This window comes from Streptomyces sp. NPDC030799, from assembly GCF_055572255.1.
This window is the reverse complement of sequence record NZ_JBVIDS010000013.1, coordinates 303,139-328,492: the sequence shown is the minus strand read 5'-3', so window position 1 is coordinate 328,492 and position 25,354 is coordinate 303,139. Positions and strand designations below refer to the sequence as shown.

The 25,354-nt window shown below is 71.7% G+C and carries 22 protein-coding genes; 9 read left to right on the top strand and 13 right to left on the bottom strand.

Translation table 11 applies throughout. From position 1 onward, the window contains the following. From ACZ41I_RS30975 to ACZ41I_RS30955, 5 genes are all read right to left on the bottom strand, one after another. Window positions 1-1,835, bottom strand: a 1,835-nt coding sequence (locus ACZ41I_RS30975) for a homocysteine S-methyltransferase family protein (protein WP_468515607.1), incomplete at its 3' end; no start/stop codon positions are given. 62 nt (window positions 1,836-1,897) lie between these two features. After that, entirely contained in the window at window positions 1,898-2,893 is a 996-nt protein-coding gene (locus ACZ41I_RS30970) for a carbohydrate kinase family protein (RefSeq protein WP_363220995.1), read from the bottom strand. Between the two features lies 1 nt (window position 2,894). After that, a complete protein-coding gene (gene metK, locus ACZ41I_RS30965; RefSeq protein ID WP_363220994.1) occupies window positions 2,895-4,103 on the bottom strand; it encodes a methionine adenosyltransferase in 1,209 nt (402 codons plus the stop codon). A 32-nt stretch (window positions 4,104-4,135) separates the two neighbouring features. Beyond that, the gene (gene ahcY, locus ACZ41I_RS30960; RefSeq protein WP_468327211.1) at window positions 4,136-5,542 is read right to left on the bottom strand and encodes an adenosylhomocysteinase; all 1,407 of its coding nucleotides are present in this window, start codon (window positions 5,540-5,542) and stop codon (window positions 4,136-4,138) included. A gap of 89 nt (window positions 5,543-5,631) precedes the next feature. Then, window positions 5,632-6,921, bottom strand: a complete 1,290-nt coding sequence (locus ACZ41I_RS30955) for a nucleotide disphospho-sugar-binding domain-containing protein (protein WP_363218766.1) — start codon at window positions 6,919-6,921, stop codon at window positions 5,632-5,634. Between the two features lie 281 nt (window positions 6,922-7,202). On the opposite strand from ACZ41I_RS30955, the gene ACZ41I_RS30950 reads away from it, so the two are divergent. After that, window positions 7,203-8,429: a cytochrome P450 family protein gene (locus ACZ41I_RS30950; protein WP_363218767.1), complete on the top strand. Its 1,227-nt coding sequence runs from the start codon at window positions 7,203-7,205 to the stop codon at window positions 8,427-8,429. A gap of 64 nt (window positions 8,430-8,493) precedes the next feature. On the opposite strand, the gene ACZ41I_RS30945 is transcribed toward ACZ41I_RS30950, so the two are convergent. After that, entirely contained in the window at window positions 8,494-9,717 is a 1,224-nt protein-coding gene (locus ACZ41I_RS30945) for a cytochrome P450 family protein (protein WP_468515602.1), read from the bottom strand. A 225-nt stretch (window positions 9,718-9,942) separates the two neighbouring features. On the opposite strand from ACZ41I_RS30945, the gene ACZ41I_RS30940 reads away from it, so the two are divergent. Beyond that, window positions 9,943-10,440: a VOC family protein gene (locus ACZ41I_RS30940; RefSeq protein ID WP_468515601.1), complete on the top strand. Its 498-nt coding sequence runs from the start codon at window positions 9,943-9,945 to the stop codon at window positions 10,438-10,440. Window positions 10,441-10,520: 80 nt separating this feature from the next. Here the strand turns inward: ACZ41I_RS30940 and ACZ41I_RS30935 are convergent, their stop codons facing one another. Together ACZ41I_RS30935 and ACZ41I_RS30930 are read right to left on the bottom strand one after the other, a co-directional pair. Next, on the bottom strand, window positions 10,521-11,543 hold the full coding sequence (locus ACZ41I_RS30935; protein ID WP_399776248.1) for a methyltransferase: 1,023 nt from the start codon (window positions 11,541-11,543) through the stop codon (window positions 10,521-10,523). A 69-nt stretch (window positions 11,544-11,612) separates the two neighbouring features. Next, window positions 11,613-11,993, bottom strand: a complete 381-nt coding sequence (locus ACZ41I_RS30930; RefSeq protein ID WP_363218771.1) for a hypothetical protein — start codon at window positions 11,991-11,993, stop codon at window positions 11,613-11,615. Window positions 11,994-12,158: 165 nt separating this feature from the next. On the opposite strand from ACZ41I_RS30930, the gene ACZ41I_RS30925 reads away from it, so the two are divergent. From ACZ41I_RS30925 to ACZ41I_RS30910, 4 genes are all read left to right on the top strand, one after another. Then, entirely contained in the window at window positions 12,159-13,175 is a 1,017-nt protein-coding gene (locus ACZ41I_RS30925; protein WP_363218772.1) for a Gfo/Idh/MocA family protein, read from the top strand. 82 nt (window positions 13,176-13,257) lie between these two features. Next, complete coding sequence (locus ACZ41I_RS30920; protein WP_363218773.1) at window positions 13,258-14,304, top strand: methyltransferase; 1,047 nt, start codon at window positions 13,258-13,260, stop codon at window positions 14,302-14,304. A gap of 65 nt (window positions 14,305-14,369) precedes the next feature. Continuing rightward, a complete protein-coding gene (locus ACZ41I_RS30915; protein ID WP_468327218.1) occupies window positions 14,370-15,392 on the top strand; it encodes a methyltransferase in 1,023 nt (340 codons plus the stop codon). A 143-nt stretch (window positions 15,393-15,535) separates the two neighbouring features. Beyond that, window positions 15,536-16,258: an SDR family oxidoreductase gene (locus tag ACZ41I_RS30910; protein ID WP_363218775.1), complete on the top strand. Its 723-nt coding sequence runs from the start codon at window positions 15,536-15,538 to the stop codon at window positions 16,256-16,258. Window positions 16,259-16,350: 92 nt separating this feature from the next. Here the strand turns inward: ACZ41I_RS30910 and ACZ41I_RS30905 are convergent, their stop codons facing one another. Together ACZ41I_RS30905 and ACZ41I_RS30900 are read right to left on the bottom strand one after the other, a co-directional pair. Beyond that, on the bottom strand, window positions 16,351-17,898 hold the full coding sequence (locus ACZ41I_RS30905; RefSeq protein WP_363218776.1) for an MFS transporter: 1,548 nt from the start codon (window positions 17,896-17,898) through the stop codon (window positions 16,351-16,353). A gap of 153 nt (window positions 17,899-18,051) precedes the next feature. Further along, a complete protein-coding gene (locus ACZ41I_RS30900) occupies window positions 18,052-19,218 on the bottom strand; it encodes a winged helix DNA-binding domain-containing protein (RefSeq protein WP_468515600.1) in 1,167 nt (388 codons plus the stop codon). A gap of 182 nt (window positions 19,219-19,400) precedes the next feature. Here ACZ41I_RS30900 and ACZ41I_RS30895 point away from each other — a divergent pair, with 182 nt between their 5' ends. Genes ACZ41I_RS30895 through ACZ41I_RS30885 form a run of 3 tightly spaced genes read left to right on the top strand, consistent with a single transcriptional unit; the run spans window position 19,401 to window position 22,236 of the window. Then, on the top strand, window positions 19,401-20,633 hold the full coding sequence (locus ACZ41I_RS30895; RefSeq protein WP_468327221.1) for a class I SAM-dependent methyltransferase: 1,233 nt from the start codon (window positions 19,401-19,403) through the stop codon (window positions 20,631-20,633). A gap of 41 nt (window positions 20,634-20,674) precedes the next feature. Beyond that, window positions 20,675-21,256 (top strand): dTDP-4-dehydrorhamnose 3,5-epimerase family protein, encoded by a 582-nt coding sequence (locus ACZ41I_RS30890; RefSeq protein WP_399776259.1) that lies wholly within the window; start codon window positions 20,675-20,677, stop codon window positions 21,254-21,256. Window positions 21,257-21,267: 11 nt separating this feature from the next. Further along, window positions 21,268-22,236 carry an NAD-dependent epimerase/dehydratase family protein gene (locus ACZ41I_RS30885; protein ID WP_399776260.1) on the top strand — a complete coding sequence of 323 codons (969 nt, stop codon included), beginning with the start codon at window positions 21,268-21,270 and terminating at the stop codon, window positions 22,234-22,236. Here the strand turns inward: ACZ41I_RS30885 and ACZ41I_RS30880 are convergent. Genes ACZ41I_RS30880 through ACZ41I_RS30870 form a run of 3 tightly spaced genes read right to left on the bottom strand, consistent with a single transcriptional unit; the run spans window position 22,223 to window position 25,271 of the window. Further along, on the bottom strand, window positions 22,223-23,317 hold the full coding sequence (locus tag ACZ41I_RS30880) for a winged helix DNA-binding domain-containing protein (protein ID WP_468515599.1): 1,095 nt from the start codon (window positions 23,315-23,317) through the stop codon (window positions 22,223-22,225). The genes ACZ41I_RS30885 and ACZ41I_RS30880 overlap by 14 nt on opposite strands. Then, window positions 23,247-24,713 (bottom strand): NDP-hexose 2,3-dehydratase family protein, encoded by a 1,467-nt coding sequence (locus tag ACZ41I_RS30875; RefSeq protein WP_399776264.1) that lies wholly within the window; start codon window positions 24,711-24,713, stop codon window positions 23,247-23,249. Before ACZ41I_RS30875 ends, ACZ41I_RS30880 begins: the two co-directional genes overlap by 71 nt. Window positions 24,714-24,740: 27 nt before the next feature. Next, a complete protein-coding gene (locus ACZ41I_RS30870) occupies window positions 24,741-25,271 on the bottom strand; it encodes a nuclear transport factor 2 family protein (protein WP_363218783.1) in 531 nt (176 codons plus the stop codon). Window positions 25,272-25,354: the final 83 nt, after the last annotated feature.

The window sequence follows — 25,354 nt, the reverse complement described above, 5'->3', positions numbered from 1 at the left end:
TCCTCCGCCTTGCCCGCCTTCAGCGACTTGGCGGTGGCGCCCTCGAACAGCTGCATCAGCTTCTGCAGCGGGTCGTAGCCCTCGCGGCGGCGGTCGTGGATCAGGTCCAGCGCGGTCTGGACCTCTTCCTCGGAGAACCGGGCGATCGGCAGGATCTTGCTCGCGTGCACGATCGCCGAGTCCAGGCCCGCCTTCACACACTCGTCGAGGAAGACCGAGTTGAGCAGGATACGGGCGGCCGGGTTCAGGCCGAAGGAGATGTTGGACAGGCCCAGAGTGGTCTGCACGGCCGGGTGGCGCCGCTTCAGCTCGCGGATGGCCTCGATGGTGGCGACACCGTCCCGGCGCGACTCCTCCTGACCGGTGCAGATCGTGAAGGTCAGGGTGTCGATGAGGATGTCCTCCTCACGGATGCCCCAGTTCCCGGTCAGATCGGCGATCAGCCGCTCGGCGATCTCCACCTTCTTCTCGGGCGTGCGGGCCTGCCCCTCCTCGTCGATGGTCAGCGCGATCAGCGCCGCGCCGTGCTCCCGGGCGAGCTCGGTGACCTTCGCGAAGCGGGAGCCGGGACCGGCACCGTCCTCGTAGTTCACCGAGTTGATCACCGCCCGGCCGCCGAGCTTCTCCAGGCCGGCCCGGATGACGTCGACCTCGGTGGAGTCCAGCACGATCGGCAGGGTGGAGGCGGTGGCGAAACGGCCCGCGAGTTCCTCCATGTCGGCAACGCCGTCCCGGCCCACATAGTCCACGCACAGATCCAGCATGTGCGCGCCCTCACGGATCTGCTCCCGGGCCATCTCCACACAGTCGTCCCAGCGGCCCTCCAGCATGGCCTCGCGGAACTTCTTGGAGCCGTTGGCGTTGGTGCGCTCACCGATCGCCAGGTAGGAGGTGTCCTGCCGGAACGGCACCGACTGGTAGAGGGAGGCCGCCCCCGGCTCGGGACGCGGGTCGCGGGCGGGCGGGGTGAGGTCCTTCACGCGCTCCACGACCTGGCGCAGATGCTCGGGCGTCGTGCCGCAGCAGCCACCCACCAGGGACAGGCCGTACTCGCGAACGAAGGTCTCCTGCGCGTCGGCCAGCTCGGACGGCGTCAGCGGGAAGTACGCGCCGTCCTTGCCCAGGATCGGCAGCCCGGCATTGGGCATGCACATCAGTGGCGTCCTGGAGTGCCGGGCCAGATGGCGCAGGTGCTCGCTCATCTCGGCCGGGCCCGTCGAACAGTTCAGGCCGATCAGATCGATGCCCAGCGGCTCCAGCGCGGTGAGGGCCGCGCCGATCTCGGAGCCGAGCAGCATCACGCCGGTGGTCTCGAAGGCGAGGGAGCAGATCAGCGGCACGTCGACACCGAGAGCGTCCATCGCGCGGCGCGCGCCGATCAGGCCGGCCCTGGTCTGCAGCAGGTCCTGGGTGGTCTCGACGATCAGCGCGTCGGCGCCGCCGGCCAGCAGACCCTCGGCGTTCTGCTGGTAGCCGGCGCGGATCGTGCGGTAGTCGATGTGGCCGAGGGACGGCAGCTTGGTTCCGGGGCCGATCGAGCCGAGGACCCAGCGGGGCCGGCCGTCCCGCGCGGTGAAGTCGTCGGCGGCCTCGCGGGCGATCCGGGCGCCGGCCTCGGACAGCTCGAAGATCCGGTCGGCGATCTCGTACTCGCTGGAAGCGGTGTGGTTGGAGCCGAAGGTGTTGGTCTCGACGCAGTCCACGCCCACCGCGAAGTACGCCTCGTGGACGGAGCGCACGATGTCGGGGCGGGTCACGTTGAGGATCTCGTTGCAGCCCTCCAGCTGCTGGAAGTCCTCAAGCGTGGGTTCCTGGGCTTGGAGCATGGTGCCCATCGCGCCGTCGGCCACCACCACACGGGTGGCGAGGGCTTCCCGCAGGGCGTCCACCCGGGCGCTCACGACGCCTGCCCCGGTGCGCCGGTGAGCCAGCCCTCGAAGGGCCGCGCCGCGTGGGCGCCGTAGGTGCCGGAGATGCGCGCGAAGAGGTCGGCGGGCCGCACCTCGTACTCCTGGGAGCCCAGGGTGGCGAGGGCGGTGGTGGCCAGGGCACAGCCGAGCAGGGCCGCGGACTCGGGCGGCAGGCCCTGGCTGACGGCGGCCAGGAACCCGGCGCGGAACGCGTCCCCGACGCCGGTCGGGTCCTTGGTCTCCCACGCGGGCACGGCGGGCACCAGGTGGGGATCGGCGCCGGAGCGGTCGATCCGTACGCCGTCCGGGCCGAGGGTGGTGATCCAGGTGCCCACCCGGCCGAGCACGTCCTCGCGCTGCCGGCCCGTGCGTTCGAGCAGCAGGGCTGCCTCGTACTCGTTGGTGAACAGCCAGCGGGCGCCGTCGACGAGACGGTTCACCTGGTCGCCGTCCAAGGTGGCGAGCTGCTGTGAGGGGTCCGCGGCGAACGGGATGCCCGCGGCCCGGCACTCGGCCGTGTGCCGCAGCATCGCCTCGGGGTCGTTGGGCGAGACGAGCACCAGGTCGAGGCCGCCCGCGTGCTCGACGACACGCTGGATGCCGGTCGCCGGCGCCTCGGCCATGGCGCCCGCGTAGAAGGCGGCGATCTGGTTCAGCTCGCGGTCGGTCAGGCACAGGAACCGTGCCGTCTGCCGGGTCTCGGACACGTGCACGACGTCGGTGTCGACCCCGTGGTCCTTGAGCCAGACCCGGTACTCCGCGAAGTCGTCGCCGACCGCGCCGACCAGGACGGGCGCCAGCCCGAACCCACCGAGGCCGTAGGCGATGTTGGCGGCGACGCCGCCGCGGCGCACGTCGAGCTTGTCGACCAGGAAGGACAGGGAGACCCGGGCGAGCTGGTCGGGCAGCAGCTGCTCGGTGAACCGCCCGGGGAAGACCATCAGGTGGTCGGTGGCGATGGACCCGCTCACGGCGATACGCATGTCAGATCCCCGCAGCCGTGCGCAGCGCGGCCACACGGTCCGTCTTCTCCCAGGTGAAGTCGGGCAGTTCGCGGCCGAAGTGCCCGTAGGCGGCGGTCTGGGAGTAGATCGGGCGGAGCAGGTCCAGGTCCCGGATGATCGCGGCGGGGCGCAGGTCGAAGACCTCGGCCACGGCCTTCTCGATCCGGTCGGTGGCCACGACCGCGGTGCCGAAGGTCTCGACGAACAGGCCGACCGGCTCGGCCTTGCCGATCGCGTACGCGACCTGGACCTCGCAGCGTTTGGCGAGACCGGCGGCGACGACGTTCTTGGCGACCCAGCGCATCGCGTACGCGGCGGAGCGGTCCACCTTGGAGGGGTCCTTGCCGGAGAAGGCGCCGCCGCCGTGACGGGCGTAGCCCCCGTACGTGTCGATGATGATCTTGCGGCCGGTCAGGCCCGCGTCGCCCATCGGGCCGCCGATCTCGAAACGGCCGGTGGGGTTGACCAGGAGACGGTAGTCGTCGGTCTCCAGCTTGATGCCGTCGTCGGCGAGCCGCGTCAGCACGTGCTCGACGACGAACTCCTTGATGTCGGGGGCGAGCAGCGAGCCGAGGTCGATGTCGCTCGCGTGCTGCGAGGAGACGACGACGGTGTCCAGGCGGACCGGGCGGCTGCCCTCGTACTCGATGGTGACCTGGGTCTTGCCGTCGGGGCGCAGGTAGGGGACGGTGCCGTCCTTGCGGACCTCGGTCAGCCGGCGGGCGAGGCGGTGCGCGAGTTCGATGGGCAGCGGCATGAGGTTCGGGGTCTCGTCCGTGGCGTAGCCGAACATCAGCCCCTGGTCGCCCGCGCCCTGCTGGGCGAGTTCGTCGTCGGACTCGTCCAGGCGCTTCTCGTACGCGACGTCGACGCCCTGGGCGATGTCCGGGGACTGCGCGCCGATGGAGACGGAGACACCGCAGGACGCGCCGTCGAAGCCCTTGGCCGAGGAGTCGTAGCCGATCTCCAGGATCTTCTCGCGGACGAGGGTGGCGACGTCGGCGTACGCGGACGTGGTCACCTCACCCGCGATGTGCACTTGTCCGGTGGTGATCAGCGTCTCGACGGCGACGCGCGAGGCCGGGTCCTGGCGCAGCAGTTCGTCGAGGACGGCGTCGCTGATCTGGTCGGCGATCTTGTCGGGGTGGCCCTCGGTCACGGACTCCGAGGTGAACAGACGGCGAGACATGCGCACTCCAGTTGTCGGTGGTTCCGGCCGGGTCAGTAGCGGTAGTGGTCGGGCTTGTACGGGCCGTCGATCTCGACGCCGATGTACGCGGCCTGCTCCGGACGCAGCGTGGTGAGCTTGACGCCCAGCGCGTCCAGGTGGAGGCGGGCGACCTTCTCGTCGAGGTGCTTGGGCAGCACGTACACGCCGGTCGGGTACGCGTCGGGCTTGGTGAACAGCTCGATCTGCGCCAGCGTCTGGTCCGCGAAGGAGTTCGACATCACGAACGACGGGTGGCCGGTGGCGTTGCCCAGGTTCAGCAGACGGCCCTCGGACAGCACGATGATCTTCTTGCCGTCCGGGAACGTCCACGTGTGGACCTGCGGCTTGACCTCGTCCTTCACGATCCCCGGAACCTTCGCGAGACCGGCCATGTCGATCTCGTTGTCGAAGTGCCCGATGTTCCCGACGATCGCCTGATGCTTCATCCTGGCCATGTCCGAGGCCATGATGATGTCCTTGTTGCCGGTCGTGGTGATGAAGATGTCGGCCTGGTCGACGACCTCCTCCAGGGTCGTGACCTGATAGCCGTCCATCGCCGCCTGCAGCGCACAGATCGGGTCGATCTCCGTGACGATCACACGGGCACCCTGACCCCGCAGCGACTCCGCACAGCCCTTGCCCACATCGCCGTAACCGCACACCACCGCGGTCTTGCCGCCGATCAGAGTGTCCGTCGCACGGTTGATGCCGTCGACCAGCGAATGCCGGCAACCGTACTTGTTGTCGAACTTCGACTTGGTGACGGCGTCGTTCACGTTGATCGCCGGGAACAGAAGGACACCGTCGCGCTGCATCTCGTACAGGCGGTGCACACCCGTCGTCGTCTCCTCGGTGACACCGCGGATCTCGGAGGCGAGCCGGGTCCAGTCGAGGGTGCTGTTCTCCAGCAGGGCGCGGACGACGGCCAGTTCCTCGTTGTCGGCCTCGGGCAGGGCGCCCGTCTTGCGGTGTTCGACGCCGAGGTGGACGAGGAGGGTGGCGTCGCCGCCGTCGTCCAGGATCATGTTCGGGCCGCTGTGTCCGGGCCAGGTGAGGGCCTGCTCGGTGCACCACCAGTACTCCTGAAGGGTCTCCCCCTTCCAGGCGAAGACCGGGATGCCGGCGGCGGCGATCGCTGCGGCGGCGTGGTCCTGGGTGGAGAAGATGTTGCAGGAGACCCAGCGGACCTCCGCACCGAGCGCCACCAGGGTCTCGATCAGCACGGCCGTCTGGACCGTCATGTGCAGGGAGCCGGTGATACGGGCGCCCCTGAGCGGCTGGGCCTTCGCGTACTCCTCGCGGATCGCCATCAGGCCCGGCATCTCGTGCTCGGCCAGTGTGATCTCCTTGCGGCCGAACTCGGCCAGGGAGAGGTCGGCAACCTTGAAGTCGGTGAACTCAGCGGTCTTGGTGGGCATGCGCGGGCCTCTCGGAAAAGGGGGGCGGGGTGGGCGTGGCGAGTGTCGGGGCGCTGCCTTGAGCGCCCCTTGACCGACTCCGGACCCGGTCAGCCGCTGTTCCGGTGGCGGGCGACGAGTTCCTCCAGCACGGGGACGGTGTCATGGGGGCTCGGCATGGCCAGCCAGTCGGCGTGCAGCCGCGCGGCCCCCTCCTGGAACGACGGCTCGGACAGCAGCCGCAGGAGCCGCTCGCGCATCTGCGCCACCGACAGGTGCCCCGGGTGCGCATACAGGCCGGCGCCGTGCCGCACCACGTAATGGGCGTGGGCGGCGTACGCGATGCCCCGGTCGTCGACGACCGAGAGCTGCGGCACGCTGTGCGCGACGGCGGCCGTGAACGTGCCGATGCCACCGTGGTGGATGATCGCCGAGCAGCTCGGCAGGAGCAGGTTCAGCGGGAGGTAGTCGACGGTGCGGACATTGCCGGGGACGCGCAGGCCGGCCAGCTGGGAGGAGTCCAGCGTGGCGATCACCTCGACGTCGAGGCCGTCGACCGTGTCGAGCAGCGCCGGGATCATCACCCGGTCGTTGTCGAACATCCGCTGGGTCACGCCGAGCGAGAGGGCCACCCTGGGCCGCTCGGGCGTGGCCCGCAGCCAGCCCGGGACCTCGGCGGCTCCCGAGTAGGGGATGCGCCGGATCGGCACGGTGCGGGCACGGCTCGCCAGCCGCATGTCGGCCGGCGTCGGGTCGAGCGTGAACTGGCCCAGCAGGAGCTCGTCGTCGACCGCCACCCCGTGCCGCTCGGCGGCCGGGCGGATGATCTCGGCGACCGGATGTGCCAGGCCCGCGGCGGCCAGTTCGTCCCGGTGCGCCGTGGCCCGGTGGTCCGCCCAGCCCAGAAAGTCCCGGCCCCACAGGAGCCGGCCCTGCGCGGCACCGCAGGCCCGGGCGGCGACCGCGGCGCTCGGCCAGTTCGGGTCCCACAGCACCAGATCCGGCCGCCAGTCACGGGCCACCGCCACCAGGTCGTCCACCCCGCCCCACCCGGCGCCGCCCGCGCTGTCGGCCGGGTGGAAGACCCGCGAGGACGCCAGGGTGTACGTGCTGAGCGTGGCCCACACGTCGGCCTCGACGTCCGCCGAGACGGACAGTGCCTTCGCGAGCCGGTCCACCCGGTCCTGGGGGAGCAGGTGGTCGCCGACGGTGTGCGGGGCCGCGATGGTCTGCGGGGTGCCGAGCGGGACCGCGTGCAGACCGGCCCCCGTGATGGCCGGGGACAGGTCGGGGTGCGAGGCGATCCGGACCTCGTGACCGGCGCCCTGGAGGGCGTGGGCGAGGGGGAGAGCCGGGTTCAGGTGGGCCGTCAGGGGCCACACCACGATCAGGACGCGCATGGATGCTCCTCTACGGCCCCGGGGCTGTGACCGAGGGCAGCCGAGGGCCTGGGACGGGCGGAGGACCGGGGAGCGTCACGGCACACGCCGCGGGCGACCGGTCACGATGACGAGGCGGCAGGGTCACATGCGAGGGTCGAGGCCGAGTCGAGGACGGCGCGCCGGCGCCCCGAAGGGGCGCGCCGCAGACGTACGACGGCCCCGACGCGGCTCTCCCCGCGGAGCGCTCCGCATGAGCCGTTCCTGAGCGGCAGTCGAGCGCCGGACCCTACCTTCCGGCCATGACGACAACCGAAGCAGGGACGCCGCCGGGGGCGGAGATCATCGCCGACCTCACCGGAACGGACCCGGAGTTCACCGCCGACCCCTATCCGTACTTCGCGAGGCTGCGCGCGCTCGGCCCGGTGCACCGCGCCCGCGTCATGGACGGCAGGCTGGCCTGGCTGATCGTGGGTCCGGCCGAAGCCCGTGCCGCGCTGAAGGACCCGAGGTTCAGCACGGACCAGCGGTATCTGACGGCCTGGCCGGACATGGGCCGCAGCGCCATCGGCACCAACATGCTGCAGGCGGACCCGCCGGACCACACGCGGCTGCGCAAGCTGGTCTCCAAGGAGTTCACGCCGCGCCGCATCGAGGCGCTGCGGCCCCGGATACAGCAGCTCACGGACGAACTCCTGGACGCCGCCCTGCCGTTGGGCACCGCCGACCTGGTCGACACCTTCAGTCTGCGGCTGCCGCTGTCCGTGATCTGCGAGCTGTTCGGCGTACCGGAGAAGGACCGCGAGGACTTCCACCGCTGGTCGAGCGAGATGTCCGCGCCGCCGAACCCTGAGGCGGGTCAGGCCGCGGGGGAGGCCATGGCCGGTTATCTGGGGGCCCTCATCGCGGGCAAGCGTGCGGGCGACGGCACGGATCTGCTCAGCGATCTGGTGCGCACCTCCGACGAGTCCGGGGACCGGCTCTCCGACGACGAACTCTTCGGCATGGCCTTCCTGCTGCTCGTCGCCGGGCACGAGACGACGAACAACCTGATCGCCAGTGCCGTCTCGGCGCTGTTGCAGCACCCCGACCAGCTCGCGGCGCTGCGCGCCGACTGGTCGCTGCTCGACGGTGCGATCGAGGAGACGATGCGCTACGAGGGGCCGGTGGAGGTCTCCGCCTTCCGCTACACCACCGAGCCCGTGGTCGTCGGCGGCACCGAGATACCGGCCGGCGAAGTGGTGATGGCCGGGCTCGCCTCCGCGTCCCGCGACCCGGAGCGGTTCACCGACCCGGAGCGCTTCGACATCCTGCGGGACCCCCGCGAGACCCGCGGCCACATCGGATTCGGCCACGGCATCCACGCCTGCATCGGCGCCCCGCTGGCGAAACTGGAGGCGGGCATCGCCCTGCGCACGCTGCTGGAGCGCTGCCCCGGTCTGGCGCTCGCGGTCGACCCGGCCGACCTGGTGTGGCGTCCGCCGACGCTGTTCCTGCGCAGCCTGGAACGGCTGCCCGTGCGATTCTGACGGTGACGGCGCCCGGGTGCCCCTCCGCGACCGGCGGAGGGGCACCCGGGCGCCGTCGTGCGGCTCACGGGGCGGCGGAGACGGCCGCGGCGCGTACCCGCACCGGCAGCGAGGTCAGCCCGCGCATCATGACGCTCGGATGCCACAGCAGCGCGTCCGCGTCGACGGCCAGCGCCAGATCGGGGCAGCGCTCCAGGAGCGCGCGGACGGCGGCCTTGGCCTCCAGACGGGCCAGCGGCGCGCCGAAGCAGGCGTGGATGCCGTGACCGAAGGCGAGGTGCCCGCTCGCGTCGCGGCGGATGTCGAACCGGGCCGCGTCGGGGAACCGCGCCGGGTCCTGGTTGGCCGGGGTGTTGCCGATCAGCACCAGTTCGCCGCCGCCCGGCACGACCACGCCGTCGAGTTCCACCGGCGCGGTGGTGAAGCGGTGCAGCGAGGTGCCGGTCGGCCCGCTGTGCCGCAGCATCTCCTCGACCGCGCCGTCCAGCAGGGAGAAGTCGGCCCGCAGGTCCGCCAGTTGGTCCGGGTGGCGGAGCAGCGCAAGGACGCCGTTGGCGATCAGTCCCGTGGTGGTCTCCTGGCCGGCGACGAGCAGCAGGACCGCCATGCCGACGAGCTCCTCGGTGGACAAGGCGTCCTGGTCCTCGCCGCTGGTGCGCACCAGTGCGCTGAGCAGGTCGTCGCCGGGCCGGCTGCGCTTGTCCCGCAGGAGCGCCGTCAGATATCCCATCAGTTCGCCCATGGCCGCCTCGGCGCCGCCGTCCCCGAGCCGTTTGGTGATCTCCGTGGACCAGGCGTGGAACTTCTCGCGGTCGTCGAAGGGCACGCCGAGCAGTTCGCAGATCACCGCGGCGGGCAGCGGATAGGCGAAGTCCGTGACGAGATCGGCGCGGCCGTCGGGGCGGGCCAGCATCGTGTCGATCAGCTCGTGCGTGATCTGCTCGACGCGGCCTTCGAGGGCCCGGATGCGCCGCGGCGTGAACTCCCGGACCACGAGCTTGCGCAGCCGGGTGTGCCGGGGCGGATCGGACATCAGCATGTTCGGCGCGTCGGCGACCAGATCGGTGAGGTCCGCGTCCTTGGCGTTGCGCATGTCGTTGGACAGGTGCGGATGGGAAAGGGCCGTGCGCGCGGCCTCGTGGCCGACCACGAGCCAGGCGGTGAACCCCTCGGGCAGCAGGACCCGGTGCACCGGTCCCCGGCGGCGCAGTTCGGCGTAGACGGGGTGCGGGTCGCGGGCGAAGTCCTCGCCGAGCGCCGCCAGGTCAATGACGTCCTCTTCGCTCATCATGTGCCCTTTCAGGCCGGGTTTCCGGTGGTGCCCGCACGCTATGGGGGGCCACTGGAGGACCGATGGGACCCAGGTCAAGCCCGGTGAACGCCCCGGACGGGGCATGGCACACGTGTTCCAGGGGTGGTTACGCCGTCCCGCGGCGCCGTTAGGTCAGCAGCTGTCCTACTGCCGCCTAGCGTGAGGAAGGTGCCCAGCACGCCGTACGCAAGGAGGAACAGCATGGCCGTCGCACCGATCCCCGAGGGCTACACCGCGGTGACCCCCTGGATCATCTCGGCCGACACCGCCGCTCTCATCGACTTCCTCAAGAGAGCCTTCGGGGCCGAGGAACTGGGCCGCATGGTCGGCCCCGGCGGACGGATCGAGCACGCCGAGGTGCGGATCGGGGACGCGGTGGTCATGATGTTCGACCGGCACTCCCCCGACTGGCCGCACACCCCCGCCCATCTGCGCCTGTTCGTCGAGGACGCCGACGCGGTGTACCGGCAGGCGGTCGAGGCCGGGGCCACGCCGGTGACCGAGGTGACCCACCTGGCCTTCGGCGACCGGGTGGGCCGGGTCCGTGACCCGCTGGGCAATCTGTGGTGGATCCAGACGCACGTCGAGGACGTCACCCCCGAGGAGCTGCGACGGCGGTTCACCGACCCGGAGTTCACCGCGCGCATGGAGTACGTGCAGAGCGCCGACCTCTTCCCGGAGCGGACGGGACGGCACTGAGCCGGGCCTCCTCGTCCTGCCCGCGGCGACGGACCGCGGGCGGGACGAGGAGGCAGGGCGAGCGGGCGGGCGAAGGCAGGTCAGGCGACCGTGGCCTCCACGATGGACATCAGGCCGGGGGTGGGCAGCGTCCGCAGCACCGAGAAGCCGGCCGTGCCGAGGATCTCCTCGAACTCCTCCTGCGTGCGCTCCTTGCCGTCGTGGATGACCATCATCATCGCGTCGATGGTCTTGCTGGCGTGCGGCTCGTTGCCCCGCGGGATGACCGGGTCGACGACCAGCAGCCGGCTGTCCTCGCGCATCCCTTCCCGCACGGACTTCAGGATCCGCAGGCAGTCGTCGTCGCTCCAGTCGTGCAGGACCGACTTCAGGAAGTAGTAGTCGTAGCCGGCCGGTACCCGCTCGAAGAAGTCGCCCGCCTGGACACTCCAGCGGCCCGCCAGCTCCGGTACGTCCAGGCGGTGCTCGGCGAGCACGGACTCCTGGTCGTAGAGCGTTCCGGTGATGCCCGGGTGGGCCGCGAGCACCCCGCGCAGCAGGTCGCCCCGGCCGCCGCCGACGTCGACGACACGGGCGCCGTCGGGGAAGTCGTAGCTGGCGGCGATCTGGCCGATCCACTGGCGCGAGAAGCCCGCCGTACCCGAGTTGAACAGGGTCGACAGCTCCGGGACCGTCTGCAGATACGGGAAGAACTGTGCGCCGTACATGTCGTCGAAGACCGTGTGGCCGGTGCGCACGGTCTCGTGCAGCCTGCCCATCGGCTTCCAGTACAGCTCCTCGTTGCCCAGCATCAGGAAGCTGTCGCGCAGTGAGCCGGGCACGTCGGGGCGCAGCAGGTTCGCCATCGGCGTCAGGTGGAAGCGGCCCTGCTCGTCCTCGCGGAACACGTCCCGGGTGGCCAGGTAGCGCAGGATGCGGTGCAGATGGGGGCCGTTGACGCCGGCCAGCCCGGCCAGCTCGGCCGGGGTGCGCGGGCCGTCGACGAGATGCTCGGCGATGCCGAAGCGCGTCACCGTGTAGAGCGAGGCGGTGTACAGAAAGCCGTTCATGTGCTCCGAGAGCGTCGCGCTCAGTTCATTCACATCGGACGGAGCGGAAGTCATCGTGTGCCTCCTGTGTCGAGGGGTGGGAACGAGCCCGTCGGCGGGCCTGTGCGGGGGAGGGGCGGCGGTTCAGTCGCGGGTGCCGCGGGCCCTGACATCGGCCTGGTCGAGCAGCCGGTCCTCGGCGTCGTAGACGTACGACGTGCCCGAGCTGGTGAAGGTGTCACCGTCCAGGGTCGCGTGCTGCTCGATGCCCACCCACCCGGTGTACGTGCCGTCCGGCTCGAAGACGAGCTCGGCGATCCGGAAGGTGAACCGGTTCGCACCGGTCGCGCTCCAGTCGCCCGCGCCCACACAGCCGGGACGCGGACCGCGCAGCAGCAGCGCCCGGCCGTTCTCGGTGAAGCGCAGGGTGCTGGCATAGGTCCCCCGGGACAGGAAGAGCTCCTCCCGCCACGTACCGACCGGTGACTGCGTCACGGCCTCCGGGGTGGTCGCCGTCTGACTCATCTCTTCTCCTCACTCCGTGTGCCGCGCAGGCCCGGCCACCATCGGGCCTCGGGCTCGACACACGCTCGAGCCGCGGTCTTCCGTGAGGGGAGACAACTGTCCGCGACCCGTCAGAGGTCGTCCGCAGCGGCCGGCCGGGCCGCCGCCCACCGTGAAGGAGCCGCCGTGGCCGTCGAACCGTCGCAGGGTCCCGTCCGCATCGGGGTCCTGGGCGCCCGCGCCGACATCGCTGTGCGCCGGATGCTGCCCGCCTTCGCCGCCGAACCGGATGCCCGTCTCACGGCGGTGGCCAGCCGTGACGCCGCCGCGGCCGAGGCGAGCGGTCGTGCGCACGGCTGCCGCGGGGTGCACGGATACGCCGAACTGCTGCGGGCCCGCGATGTCGACGCCGTCTACATCCCGCTGCCCGCGGCCCTGCACGCGCCCTGGGCCGAGGCCGCGCTGCGGGCCGGCAAACACGTACTCGTGGAGAAACCGCTGGCCGACACACCCGGTGAGGCGGACCGCCTGTTCGCGCTCGCGGCCGGCAGCGGGCTCGCCCTGATGGAGAACGTGATGTTCCCCGCGCACGGTCAGCACGCCGTCGTACGCCGGCTGCTCGCCGACGGCGCCATCGGCGAACTGCGCGCCTTCCAGGCGACGTTCGCCGTGCCGGCGTTGCCGCGGGACGACATCCGCTACCGCGCCGACCTCGGCGGCGGCGCGTTGCGCGACACCGGCGTCTACCCGGTCAGGGCGGCCGTGCACTTCCTCGGGTCCGGGCTGCGGGTCGTCGGGGCGAGCCTGACCCGCGGTCGCGGACACCAGGTGGACACCGGTGGCGCCGCACTGCTGCGCAGCCCCGACGGGGTGAGCGCCCAGCTGTCGTTCGGCCTCGACCACGCCTACCGCAGCGACTACGAGCTGTGCGGCAGCACCGGGCGCATCACGGTCGACCGCGCCTTCACCCCACCCGCCGACCATGTGCCGCGCATCCGGCTGCGGGACGCGACGGGGACCCGGGAGATCCTGGCGGCCGCCGACGACCAGGTCGCCGGCACGGTACGGAGGTTCTGCGCCGCGGTGCGCTCGGGGGCGGCCCCCGCGGACGCCGTGCGCGAGCAGATCCGGCTGCTCGACGAGGTCCGGCGGTGCGCCACGGACGGCGCACGGGCACTGCACCGGGCCTCGACCGGTCGTTGAGGCCGCTGCTGCAAGGTGCTCTGCGACACAGGACGGCCGAGGAAGGCCACTGCCAGCACATGCCAGCGAAGGGGACGAGGCGATGACCGACACGGCAAGCGAGCTGGACCCGCCGGCGCCGGCGGGCGTGCCGCCCGAGGCAGCTCTGATGCCGCTCCTGATGGGCGGGTTCGTCACCCAGGCCATCAGCGTGGTGGCACGCTTCGGGGTGGCGGACGTGCTCGCCGGCGGACCCCGGCCCGTGGAGGACATCGCCGCCGAGGTCGGGGCGAAGACACTCGGCCTGTACCGGGTGCTGCGGGTCGTCGCCGACTTCGGTGTGCTCACCGAACTGCCCGGCCGCCGCTTCGCCCTCACGGCGCAGGGCGAACTGCTGCGCAGCGACCACTCCCCGTCGCTGCGCGGGCTCGCCACCCACTTCGGCTCGCACTTCCACCGCGCCGCCTGGAGCCACCTGTACGAGAGCGTGGTGAGCGGCAGGCCCGGCTTCGACCTCGCCCACGGCGAGCCGCAGTTCGACTACTACCGCACCCATCCCGAGGAGGCCGCGATCTTCGACGGGGCCATGACCTCGGTGGCCTCCACCATCTATGCCACGCTGGAGGCGTACGACTTCGGCCGGTTCGGCAAGGTCGCCGACATCGGCGGCGGGAACGGTGCCTACCTCGCCGGGATCCTGGCCAAGAACCCCGGGCTGCGCGGCATCCTGCTCGACCTGCCGGACGTCGTCGAGCGCTCCGGGTCCGTGCTGCAGGGCGCGGGTGTCGCCGACCGCTGCGAGGTGATCGGCGGCTCCTTCTTCGACCGGGTCCCCGGGGGAGCCGACGCCTACGTCCTGACGGCCGTCATCCACGACTGGGACGACGAGCGCTCGGTCGACATCCTGCGCAACGTACGGGCGGCGATGCCCGAGCACGCCACGGTCCTGCTCGGTGAGCCGGTCGTGCCGGACGGGCCCGAGCCGTCCGTCGCCAAGCTCCTCGACCTGGAGACGCTCGTCGGCACCACGGGCCGGCAGCGCACCGAGTCCGAGTTCCGTGACCTGCTCGACCGGTCGGGGCTGCGGCTGACCCGGATCATCCACAGCGCCGGCCCCGACAGCCTCGTGGAAGCCGTGGCCCGCCGATGACGGCAGCCTCCGCCACGTCCGCCCGTACCCCCCGCTCCGAGACCCCCAAGGAGGGCGAGCAGCCCATGGGCAACGCAACGGAACTGGACGGCAGCCTGCGGCTGCTGGAGATCGGCGACGGCTTCATCTACGCCAGTGCCCTGCACCTGGCGGCCGAGCTGCGGCTGGCCGACCATCTGGCGCAGGGCCCCCGCTCGGCGGCGGAACTCGCCGGGCCCACCGGTACCCACGCACCGAGCCTGCACCGCCTGCTGCGCGCGCTCGCCGGCTGCGGTGTGTTCCGCCAGGACGACACCGGGCGCTTCGCGCTGACCGACGTCGGCGAGGCCCTGCGCTCGGACCACCCGCGTTCGGTGCGCACGACGGTGGCCCAGCAGGGGCGGCTCACCGTGCGTACGTTCCAGTACGCCGAACATGCCCTGCGCACCGGCGAGGGCACCTTCAGCAAGGCGTTCGGGCAGCCGGTCTGGGACTACCTCAAGGAGCACCCGGAGGAGGGCGCCGACTTCGACACCGCGATGCACGAGCACAGCCGCGTGGAGCGGGCCGCCATCGTCAAGGCGTACGACTTCACGGGCGCGGGCCGCATCGTCGACATCGGCGGCGGCGACGGCACCCTGCTCGCCACCGTGCTCGCCCGGTGCCCCGGGGAGAGCGGGGTGCTGTTCGACCTGCCGCACGTGGTGGAGCGCAACCGGATCGCGGACGCCGGGCTCGGCGACCGGTGCGAGATCGTCGGGGGAGACGTCTTCGGGGAACTCCCCGCCGGCGGCGACCTGTACATGATGAAGTCGGTGCTGCACGGCTGGACGGACAGCGAGGTCGTCACGATCCTGCGGGGCGTCCGCGCGGCCATGAAGCCGGACGGCAGACTGCTGCTCATCGAGCGGGTCATCCCCGCGGGCGACGCCCCGCATCCGAGCAAGGCGTTCGACCTGGCCATGCTGATCATGGCCGGCGGTCAGGAGCGGACCGAGGAGGAGTACACCGCGCTGCTCGCCGAGGCCGGGTTCCGCGTCGAGCGGGTCATCGGCACCGAGTCGGTGCTGAGCATCGTTCAGGCGCGGCCCGTGGACACCGGGCGCTGACGTCCTGCACGTCCCGGGCCACCACCGCGAAAGGGGCCGCCGGCTGAGGCCGGCGGCCCCTTTCGTCGGTCGTACCCAGCCGTACCGGGCTGCGCCGAGCCATGGACCAGCCGCGCCCTAGGGGCCCGTGGCACCCTCCCCGCATGACAGCCACATCGAAGATCTCCCTGATCACAGGTGCCAACAAGGGCATCGGTCTGGAAGCCGCCCGGAGCCTGGGACGGCTGGGCGCCGTCGTGCTGATGGGCGCCAGGGACCGGGCCCGCGGCGAGGCCGCGGTGAAGCTGCTGCGCGAGGAGGGCGCGGATGCGCACTTCGTGCAGCTGGACGTCACGGACGGCGCCGGCATCGCCGCCGCCGCGCGCCGGATCGACGAGACGTACGGACGCCTGGACATCCTCGTCAACAACGCCGGAATCAACGTCGAGTGGCCCGCGGCCAAGGCGAGCGAGGTCTCCCTCGACGCGCTGCGGATCACTTTCGAGACGAACGTCTGCGGCCTGGTCGCGGTCACCAACGCGATGCTCCCGCTGCTGCGCCGCTCCCCCCAGGGCCGTATCGTCAACGTCTCCAGCGAGATGGGCATCCCGGCCTGGCTGGCCGGCTCCGAGATGCCGGCGATCACCGGCTACTCGGTGTCGAAGGCCGCGGTGAACATGCTGACCGTGCTCTACGCCAACGAGCTGCGCGGCACCGCCGTCAAGGTCAACGCCTGCTCGCCGGGGTTCGTCGCCACCGACATCAACCACGGCGTCGGCGTGCTGACGGCCGAGCAGGGCGCGCAGGTGGAGGTCACTGCCGCGACGCTGGACGCCGACGGCCCCTCCGGGGTCTTCCTCACCGCGGACGGCACCGTCCCCTGGTGACCTCCTTTCCGCCGATGCCCCCGCACGACAGCGGTCCACAGACCCGAGGACGGGTCTGTGGACCGTGGTCGTACGGAAGGGGACCGGCGGCCTCAGGCGGTCGCGGCGGCGGCCGACCCGCCCTCCGACAGCCGCGAAGCCTGCTCCGTCGCCCCCGGCGCGGCGGCGTCGTCCGGCTCGGCCGGCTCAGGAGCCGCGAACTGGGCCTGCGCCGCCTTCGGCAGGGCGAACATCAGCAGGAAGGCGAGAGCCATGGCACCGCCCACCCACCACAGCGTGTCGGTGAAGGCGCCGATGTAGGGCTTGCCGCTCGTGACATGGGACGGCACACCGTTGAAGAAGGCCACCGAGGTCAGCCCGAGGCCGAACGACAGGCCGAGCTGGTTGACGGTGTTGACCAGGCCGGACGCCGAACCGGCGTGCGCGCCGGGCACTTCGGAGAGCACCGCGCTGGTGAGCGGCGCCATGATCATCCCCAGGCCCGCACCGGCCACCACGAGCGGCACGATCAGATGCGCGGTCGTGACACCGGTGCCGTGCTCCCGCGCGAGCCACCCGTAGAGCGCGAGGCCCGCGATCAGCAGCAGCGCGCCGGTCTGCAGCACCTTGCGGCCGAACCGCGGGACCAGCTTCTGCACGGACGTGATGGCCACGACCGACATGGTCACACCGAAGATCAGGCTGGTCAGCGCGGCGTGCACGGGCGACCAGCCGAGGCCGATCTGCATGTACAGCGCTCCGGTCAGCGAGAACAGACCGAAGGCCGTGCCGAAGATGAGCTGGACGAGGATACCCGCGGAGAAGCTCCTGACCTTGAACAGCGAGAGCTCGACCAGCGGGAACCCGTCGCGACGGATCTTGGACCGCTGATGCAGCACGAAGGCGGCGAAGACGAGCAGGCTCGCGGGCATGCACACCAGGCTCCACACCGGCCAGCCCAGCTCCTGGCCCCGGGTGAGCGGGAACAGCAGCATCAGCAGACCGAGTGTGGCGACGGCGATGCCCACCAGGTCGAGCCGCGGCGCCGAGGGGGCCTTCGACTCGTTGAGGTAGTGCCGTCCCAGGAGGAGGCCGACGATTCCCACGGGCACGTTGATGAGGAAGATCGGCCGCCACTCCAGACCGAAGACGTTCCACTCGGTGAGCAGCGCGCCGAGGACGGGACCGGAGACGGCGCCGATGCCGCTGACCGCACCGAACATCCCGAAGGCCCGGCCCATCTCCTGCGGGGCGAAGGTGACCTGCATGATCGACAGCACCTGCGGCACCATCAGGGAGGCCATCAGGCCCTGCAGGATGCGTGTGGCGATCAGCATCTGAGGCCCTGCGGCCACACCGGACAACGCCGAGGCGACGGTGAACCCGGCCATGGCGAGCAGGAAGACCTTCTTGCGGCCGAAGATGTCGCCGAGCCGGCCGCCGGTGATCAGGCCGACGGCGAAGGACAGCGTGTAGCCCGCCGTGATCCATTGGACGGCCGTGTTGGAGGCGCCGATGTCCCGCTGGATGCTCGGGATCGCGATGTTGATGATGGTTGCGTCGAGCAGATCCAGCAGAGTTGCGGTCAGCAACACGGCCAGGGCCACCCAGCGCTTCGGGTCTGCAGCGGGAGGGGCCGCTGCTTCACTGGCGGAGCTCATGGGCCTCTTGACCTCTCCTGTGAGGGAACTTGGATGTGCGGCGAGTCTGGGGCAGGAGACTCGAAGACCACTCGCGTCGCGCCGGAGCCGACCATTCCGGCATTCAACGACCCTTGTTCCGCAGGGCACTCCGGTGTATCGCGCGCGACGTCCTCAGGCGTGCGGACCGGTGGTCACCGTGCCGACGGTGAGCTCGGGCCGGCCCTCCAGGACGGCGCCGACACGCTCGGCCTCCTCGTGCAGCGCACCGAGCACCCCGGTGCCCAGCGGTTCGAGCGGCTCCACGGTGAGGTGGATCCGCCGGCCCGATCTGCGCTGGTGCCACACACCGGCGACGGTTCCGTCGACCAGCAGCACCGGGTAGTTGCCGGCCTGCCCGCTGGGCACCAGAGCACGCTCGGCGGCCCGCCCGGGGAAGAGAAGTTCGCGGGGGCGCCCCGCCACCACGTACGCGTCGAAGTACGGCAGCAGGCGAACGCCGCTCGGCGGAGCCGACGGCAGCTGGGTGTCGCCCGCGTTCACCCAGCAGACCGTGCCCGCCAGGTCGACCTCTTCGATCTTCCCCTCCAGCGAGCGGAACAGCTCGCTCGCCCAGCCGCGCGGGGCGTTCAGCCACTGCGCGAAGTTCTGGGGGGTGGCGGGGCCGTAGGCGTGCAGATAGCGGTGGAGCAGGTCGGCCTGGGCGGCGGGCCCTTCGGCGGGCCGGAAGCCGGGCAGGAAGCGCCGCGGGTTGGTGTACGTGACCTTGCGGCCCCGGTTCGGCGCGAAGCACAGCATCCCGCGGTGCGAGGCGAGCGTCATGGCCTGCCGCCAGCGCGGCCACATGCCCTGGAAGGCGGGCATGACGAGGTCACCGGCCCAGGGGCCGGTCGCCTCGACGACGGCGTCGCTCAGCTCGTCGATGGTCAGCTCCGCGTCGGCGAGCACCTGCCCGATGGCCGCGACGACCGCCTCCGTCTGCTCCGGCGTCATCCGCACCTGCGCGGGGAACGCGCTCGCGGGCCTCGGTATCGAGCCCAACGCGCCGATCCACATCGGCAGTTCGGCGGTCGGCAGCAGATGGACCGTGCCGCGCGGGCCGAACATCTTGACCAGGCTGCGCCCCTTCCACAGGGCGTCCTGGACGTCGGTGCGGGTGGCCCCGGCGAGCCGGGTGCCGACGGACAGTTCGGCCGCCGAGAGGACCTGGGCGTGCACGCCGCACAGGGCGCCCACGATCCCCGCGGCATCGTCCGCCGTGGACGGCGCGGCGAGCCGGCTGCGCTCCAGACGGCGGGCGGACACCTCGGTCCACGACAGTTTCGGCATGCCGGAACTCATGGGTCTCCTCCGTGCTGCAGCGACAGATCAGGGTCCGAACGCATCTATACCCAGTGCCGCTCGATTACGGCTGGAGCGGCGCCGTCCCGTCCGAGCCGCACTCCACAGCCGTTCGAGCCCGACCCGCCACGGTGAAACCGATCCGAGCCCGTACGGCTCACGCGCCCTGGAGGACGAGACGAATGGTCATCGACGCCTGCCGTATCTGTGGCAACCGCAGCCTGCTGCCCGTGCTCGACCTGGGGTCATCCCCGCTCACCTGCGTCTTCCCGAGGAGCCGTGAGCAGGAGGTGCCCGAGGTACCGCTGGAGCTGGTGCTGTGCTCGCCGGACGGCTGCGGACTTCTGCAGCTGCGGCACACCGCGGACTTCGGCCTCATGTACGGCGAGCACTACGGATACCGCTCAGGCATCAGGCCGTTCATGATCGAGCACCTGCGCGGCAAGGTCCGTGCGGTCACGGACCGGATCGACCTCGGCCCCGACGACCTGGTGCTCGACATCGGCAGCAACGACTCGACGCTGCTGCGCTGCTACCCCCAGGACGGTCCCGCGCTGGTCGGCATCGACCCCTCGGGCGAGAAGTTCCGCCCGCTGTATCCGCAGCGTGCGGAGCTGATCTGCGACTTCTTCTCCAAGGAGGTCTTCGCCGCGCGGTTCGGTGACCGCCGGGTCAAGGCGGTCACGTCCATCGCGATGTTCTACGACCTGCCGCGTCCGCTCGACTTCATGCGGGACGTCGCCGCGATCCTGCACGACGACGGGGTCTGGGTGATGGAGCAGAGCTACATGCCCGCGATGCTGGAGGCGGGCGCCTATGACGTGGTGTGCCACGAGCACCTGGAGTACTACGCCCTGCGGCAGATCGAGTGGATGGCCGAGCGCGCCGGTCTGGCCGTCATCGGTGCCGAGCTGACCGAGGTGTACGGCGGCAGCCTGTCCGTCACCCTGGCCAAGGCGGGTTCCCGGCACCGCGTCGACCACGAGGGCCTCGACCGTATCCGCGCCCGGGAGCACGCGCTCGCCCTCGACACCCTTGCCCCCTTCGAGGCGTTCGCCGGGCGGACCCGCGACAGCCGCGACCAGCTCCTGGACCTGCTCGCCGACTCCCGCAAGGCCGGCCTGTCGACCGTGGGCTACGGCGCCTCCACCAAGGGCAACGTCATCCTGCAGTACTGCGGCCTGGGCCCCGACGACCTGCCGTGCATCGGCGAACCCAACGAGGAGAAGCACGGCTGCTTCACCCCGGGCACCGGCATCCCCATCGTCTCGGAGGCCGAGGCGAAGGCGCTCGCCCCGGACCAGCTGCTCGTCCTGCCCTGGATCTACCGCGACGGATTCCTGGAGCGGGAGGCGGCGTACCGGGCCGGCGGCGGCAGGCTGATCTTCCCGCTGCCCGACCTCACCGTTTCGTGACCGGCCCGCACCCCACCCGTCCCCGTCCAGGAGGGCCCACCATGCGTACCCGTGAACTCGCCGTCGCCGGCGCCTTCGAGTTCACCCCCCAGGTGCACACCGATGCCCGGGGCCGGTTCGTCTCGCCGCTGCAGCAGGAGCCGTTCCTCGCCGCGGTGGGGCGTCCCTTCCCGGTGGCGCAGACCAACCACAGCCGCTCGGCCCGCGGTGTGCTGCGCGGCGTCCACTTCACGACCGCGCCGCCCGGCCAGGCCAAGTACGTCCACTGCGCGCGCGGCCGGGCCGTCGACGTCGTCGTCGACCTGCGCGTCGGCTCCCCGACGTTCGGGGTCTGGGACCGCGTGGACATGGACGAGGAGAGCTGCCGGGCCGCCTACTACCCCGAGGGCGTGGGCCACGCCTTCCTCGCCCTGGCGGACGACACCGTCATGTCCTACCTGGTGACCACCGGCTACCGGGCCGAACTGGAGCACGCCGTATCGCCGTTGGACAAGGAGCTCGCGCTGCCCTGGCCGCGCGACCTGACACCGCTGCTGTCCGAGCGGGACCGGATCGCGCCCACCCTCGCCGAGGCGGCGGCCCGGGGGATGCTGCCCCGCTACGCCGACTGCGTGCACGGCTGACGGGGGAGACGATGAGCCTGGCCGGGCGGCCCCGCAGGGTCGCGGTCCTGGGAGCGACCGGCTGTGTGGGCCGGCACGTCTGCGCCGCGTTCGCGGAGCGGGGGGCGGACGTCGTGGCGATCGCCCGGCGGCCCGCCCCGCACATCGGCCCCTACCCGTTCCGGTCCCTGGACGCCGGGCGCCTCACGGGTGGGGAACTCGCCGCCGTACTCGCCGAGTCGCGCGTCGACACGGTGGTCAACGCCATGCTCGGCTGGGGGCGGAGCGCCCGCGAGATGGACGACGCCAATGTGCGGCCGGTGGAGCGGCTGCTCGCCGCCCTGCGGGCGCTGCCCGACCCCGTGCGGTACGTCCATCTCGGCACGATCCACGAGTACGGCCCGATCCCGTACGGCACCGCTGTCGACGAGACGGCCGAGCCGCGCCCCACCTCGCTGTACGCCCGGTCCAAGCTCACCGCGTCGCGTCTGGTGCTCGACGCGGCGGCGCGCGGCGAACTCGACGCCGTGGTACTGCGGCTGACCAACACCCTGGGTCCGTACACGGCCCCGGAGAGCTTCTTCGGTGCGCTGGCGGCACGGTTGCGCCGGGCCGCCGCCGCCCCGGGCGAGGTCACCGACGTCGCGGTGGCCGCGGCCCACCGGGACTTCGTCGACGTACGGGACGCCGCGGCCGCCGTGTACGCGGCCGCGGCCGGGGCCGCCCCCGAGCGGCTGCTGAACATCGGCCGGGGTGAGGCGGTCGCCGTCGAGACGCTCGTACGGACCCTGGTCGAGGTGAGCGGGCTGCCACCGGACGCGGTGCGGATCCGCCACGCCGAGGTGCGCAGCCGCAGCGCCGGCGCCGACTGGATCCAGGTGGACCCCAGCCGCGCCCGGCAGTCACTCGGCTGGCGTCCCGGACACCTGCTGACCGACGCGCTGCGGGCGGTGTGGCGCACCGTCGAGCCGGCCCCTCCGGTGCCGCTCAGCCCTCGATGACCACCGCGCCGCCGACGGGCCGCGCGGCGGACGGCGGCAGCAGGAAGGCGAGCAGCCGCTCGGCCTCCGCACCGGTCCGCTCGGCCTCGTCCGGGTTCAGTGCGCGGTAGGGCCGGACCCGCAGGGTGGAGTCCCGCAACGACCAGGTGCCGCGCACGAATCCGTCGACCAGGAACGTGGGCCGCACCTCGCTGCCGGTGATCACCCGCGCCCGGTCCTCGTCGCCGATGACGCGCGTACGGTCGGCGTGGCTGAGGATCAGGTTGTCGAAGGCGGGCAGGAAGCGCACCGGGGCCGGTTCGTCCGGGTCGCCGAGGGGCGCGTCCGGCAGGTCGAACAGCTCGCGACCCGAGCCGTCCTGGTAGGTGCGCAGAGCGGAGCGCATGCCGTCGAGCACCGCGCGCAGCCGGGTCAGGCCCGACCAGGCCTGGACGTCCATCACGGAGGCCGGGCCGTACACCGCCAGATAGCGGGTGATCACGTCCTCGATGCGCGGTGCCGTCTCCAGGGGGCGGCCGATCCACTCCTCGGCGAGCACGATCGGGGTGGCGCCGCGGTCGCCCCAGGTGCCGCTGGGCGGCGGGTGCACATGGGCCACCAGGGACTGTGTCGCATACACGAGGGCCTGCCGGTCCCGGCCGGGGAAGCGCTCGGCGAGCCGGCGGGCGAGCTGCGGCCGGGTCAGCCCGTCACCGGCCATGAACTCCCTCCCCGCGGCGGTGAGTTCGGACGGGTCGAGACCGGCGATGGCCCGCCCGAAGGCGCCCTGGCGGGCCTTTTTCAGCACCGGTTCGAGCAGCGGGCGCAGCCGGCCGAAGTCCCCGGCGGTGACCAGGTGCTGGGTGTTGCGGTGGAGCTTGGCCCGCACGACGTCCCGGCCGTGCAGCAGCGCCGTCAGATCGGCGTGCCGGAAGCCGGCCAGTCGCGCCCACAGGCTCACGTAGGGCGAGTCGGACTCCTGGGCCTGCAGTCCCACCAGCCGCTCGACGGCCGAGAGGGCGGACAGCGGACTACGGTGCAGCAGTAACTGCCGTTGCAAGTAGGTGCGGTTGAGCGTGCGCACGCTGAGCTGAGGAGGCATGCGCGCCATTGTCGCGGCCCGCGCTGGATCCCCGCTCGAACGTGACGGCCCGGGTGGTGAACAGGGACAGCAGGCTGCGTGCCTGGACGTTGAGATAGTGCCCGTGCCGCACCAGCGCGGCGAGCCGGCCGGGCGCGACCCACCGATAGCCCGGCGGCAGCACGTCCGGTACGTCGCCGGGCGCGGCCTCGACGAGCAGGTAGCGGCTCACGGCGTTGCGGAACCGCCCGCCCTCCTCCGAGTGGACCGCCTCGTACCGGATCCGGTCGGGAGTCGCCCGCAGCACCGCGTCGAGGAACGGCGGCCGGTCGGCGGCCGGCAGCCAGGCGTGGTTGTCCGGCACGCACTGCACGGTGGGCGCCAGCTCGACGGTGTCGAGGAAACCGCCTTCGACCTGTGCGCGTACCAGGACCTGGACGCCCTCCGCGGAGCGGCGCGTCAGGAAGGCCGTGACACCGTGGCCGACGGGCTCGATCAGCGGCTGGGTCCAGCCGCCCACCTCCCGGCTGCCGGCCTCCACGGCGACCGCCACCACCCGGAAGTACCGGCCGTGCTCGTGCTCGATCTCGTACGGCGTGCGGTGCCAGCCCTCGACCGCGTTCAGCGGCATCAGTTCGGCGCGGACCGTGTGACGGGAGCGCTCCGCGGTGAACCAGGACAGCAACTCCGTGGTCTCGTACGGTGCTTCGTCCCCGCACAACGGCAGGGGCGCGCACGACAGGACGGTGCGGGCATCCATGTTCACCAGGTTGTCCTGGTGCAGCAGCGCGCCGATCTGGCCGAGGGTCAGCCAGCAGAAGTCGTCACCGGCCGGCACGTCCTCGGACGTCTCGACGATCATGTTCCGGTTGTGCTTGCGGAAGAACCAGGAGCCGTGCTCGGACTGCAGCACGTCGGCCACCACGCTGCCCGGTCGGGGCCGCAGAAAGTGCTCCAGGTAGGGCACGTCCGCGCCGCGGTGCACCTTGGTGTAGTTGCTGCGGGTCGCCTGCACCGTGGGGGAGAGCTGGAGCGGACGGGGGTTGCCCGGCTCCATCTTGGCCTGCATCAGGAAGTGCGGCACCCCGTCGAACTCCTTGGTCAGGATGCCCAGGATGCCGACCTCCGGCTGCCGGATGATCGGCTGCTGCCAGGTCCTGAACGGCCCGGTGTCCACGGACACCCGTAGCCCTTCCACGCTGAAGAAACGTCCGCTGTGATGGGTCAGATTGCCGCTGCCGGGGGCGAAGGCCCAGCCGTCGAGCGCGGCGAACGGGATGCGCTGCACGGCGAAGCGGTGCGCGTGGGCACGCTGCGCCAGCCATCCCGGCACGTCACGGGTCCGCAGCCAGGAGCCGGAGTCGGTGACGGCGGCGGAGCGCGCGAACCGCTCGGCCGCCGATGGCTGGAAGAACAAGGTCAACCTCCCCTGCGAACAGGCGGGTCAGGACGGGTTGTGGATCTTGTCGGCCCAGGCCGGCGAGTCGTGCGTGACGACGCGGGAACGGGTGTACAGCTCGCCGTCGACGCGGACCAGCACGTCCTCCACGACGGTCGTCGGTTCGAAGCTCACCTTGCCCGACGCGTCGGTCATGCTCACGATCGCCTGATACCGGACGTGCAGGGTGTCCTCGTCGACCGGCTCGATCCGCATCCGGTCGAACCAGTACCGGTACACGAGGCCGTCGTAGTAGGCGATGTTCTTCTCCCGCGCCTCGCGCGCCGACACCTCGTCGACGAGCGGTCGCTCCGGGTCGCCCCGGCGCTGCTGCATCTCGGTCAGCAGCTGCCGGCGCCCCTCGATCCTCCACCCCCCGGGACGGTGCTCGATCGAGCCGTCCTCGGTGAGCGTCTGCAGGAACTCCTCGAACCTGCGCTCCTCCAGGAGCGGCATCTGGTGCGCGTAGAACTGCTGCACCTCGATGTAGAGGTCCGCGGTCACCCGCTGTCGGTCTTCCCGCACTGTCTGAGGCACACCGGCTCCTTCCTTCGGGACCGCGCCCGCTGTTCACGGCGGGCGTGGCCGGGAGCTCACACGGTGGGACCGAAGCCTGGACG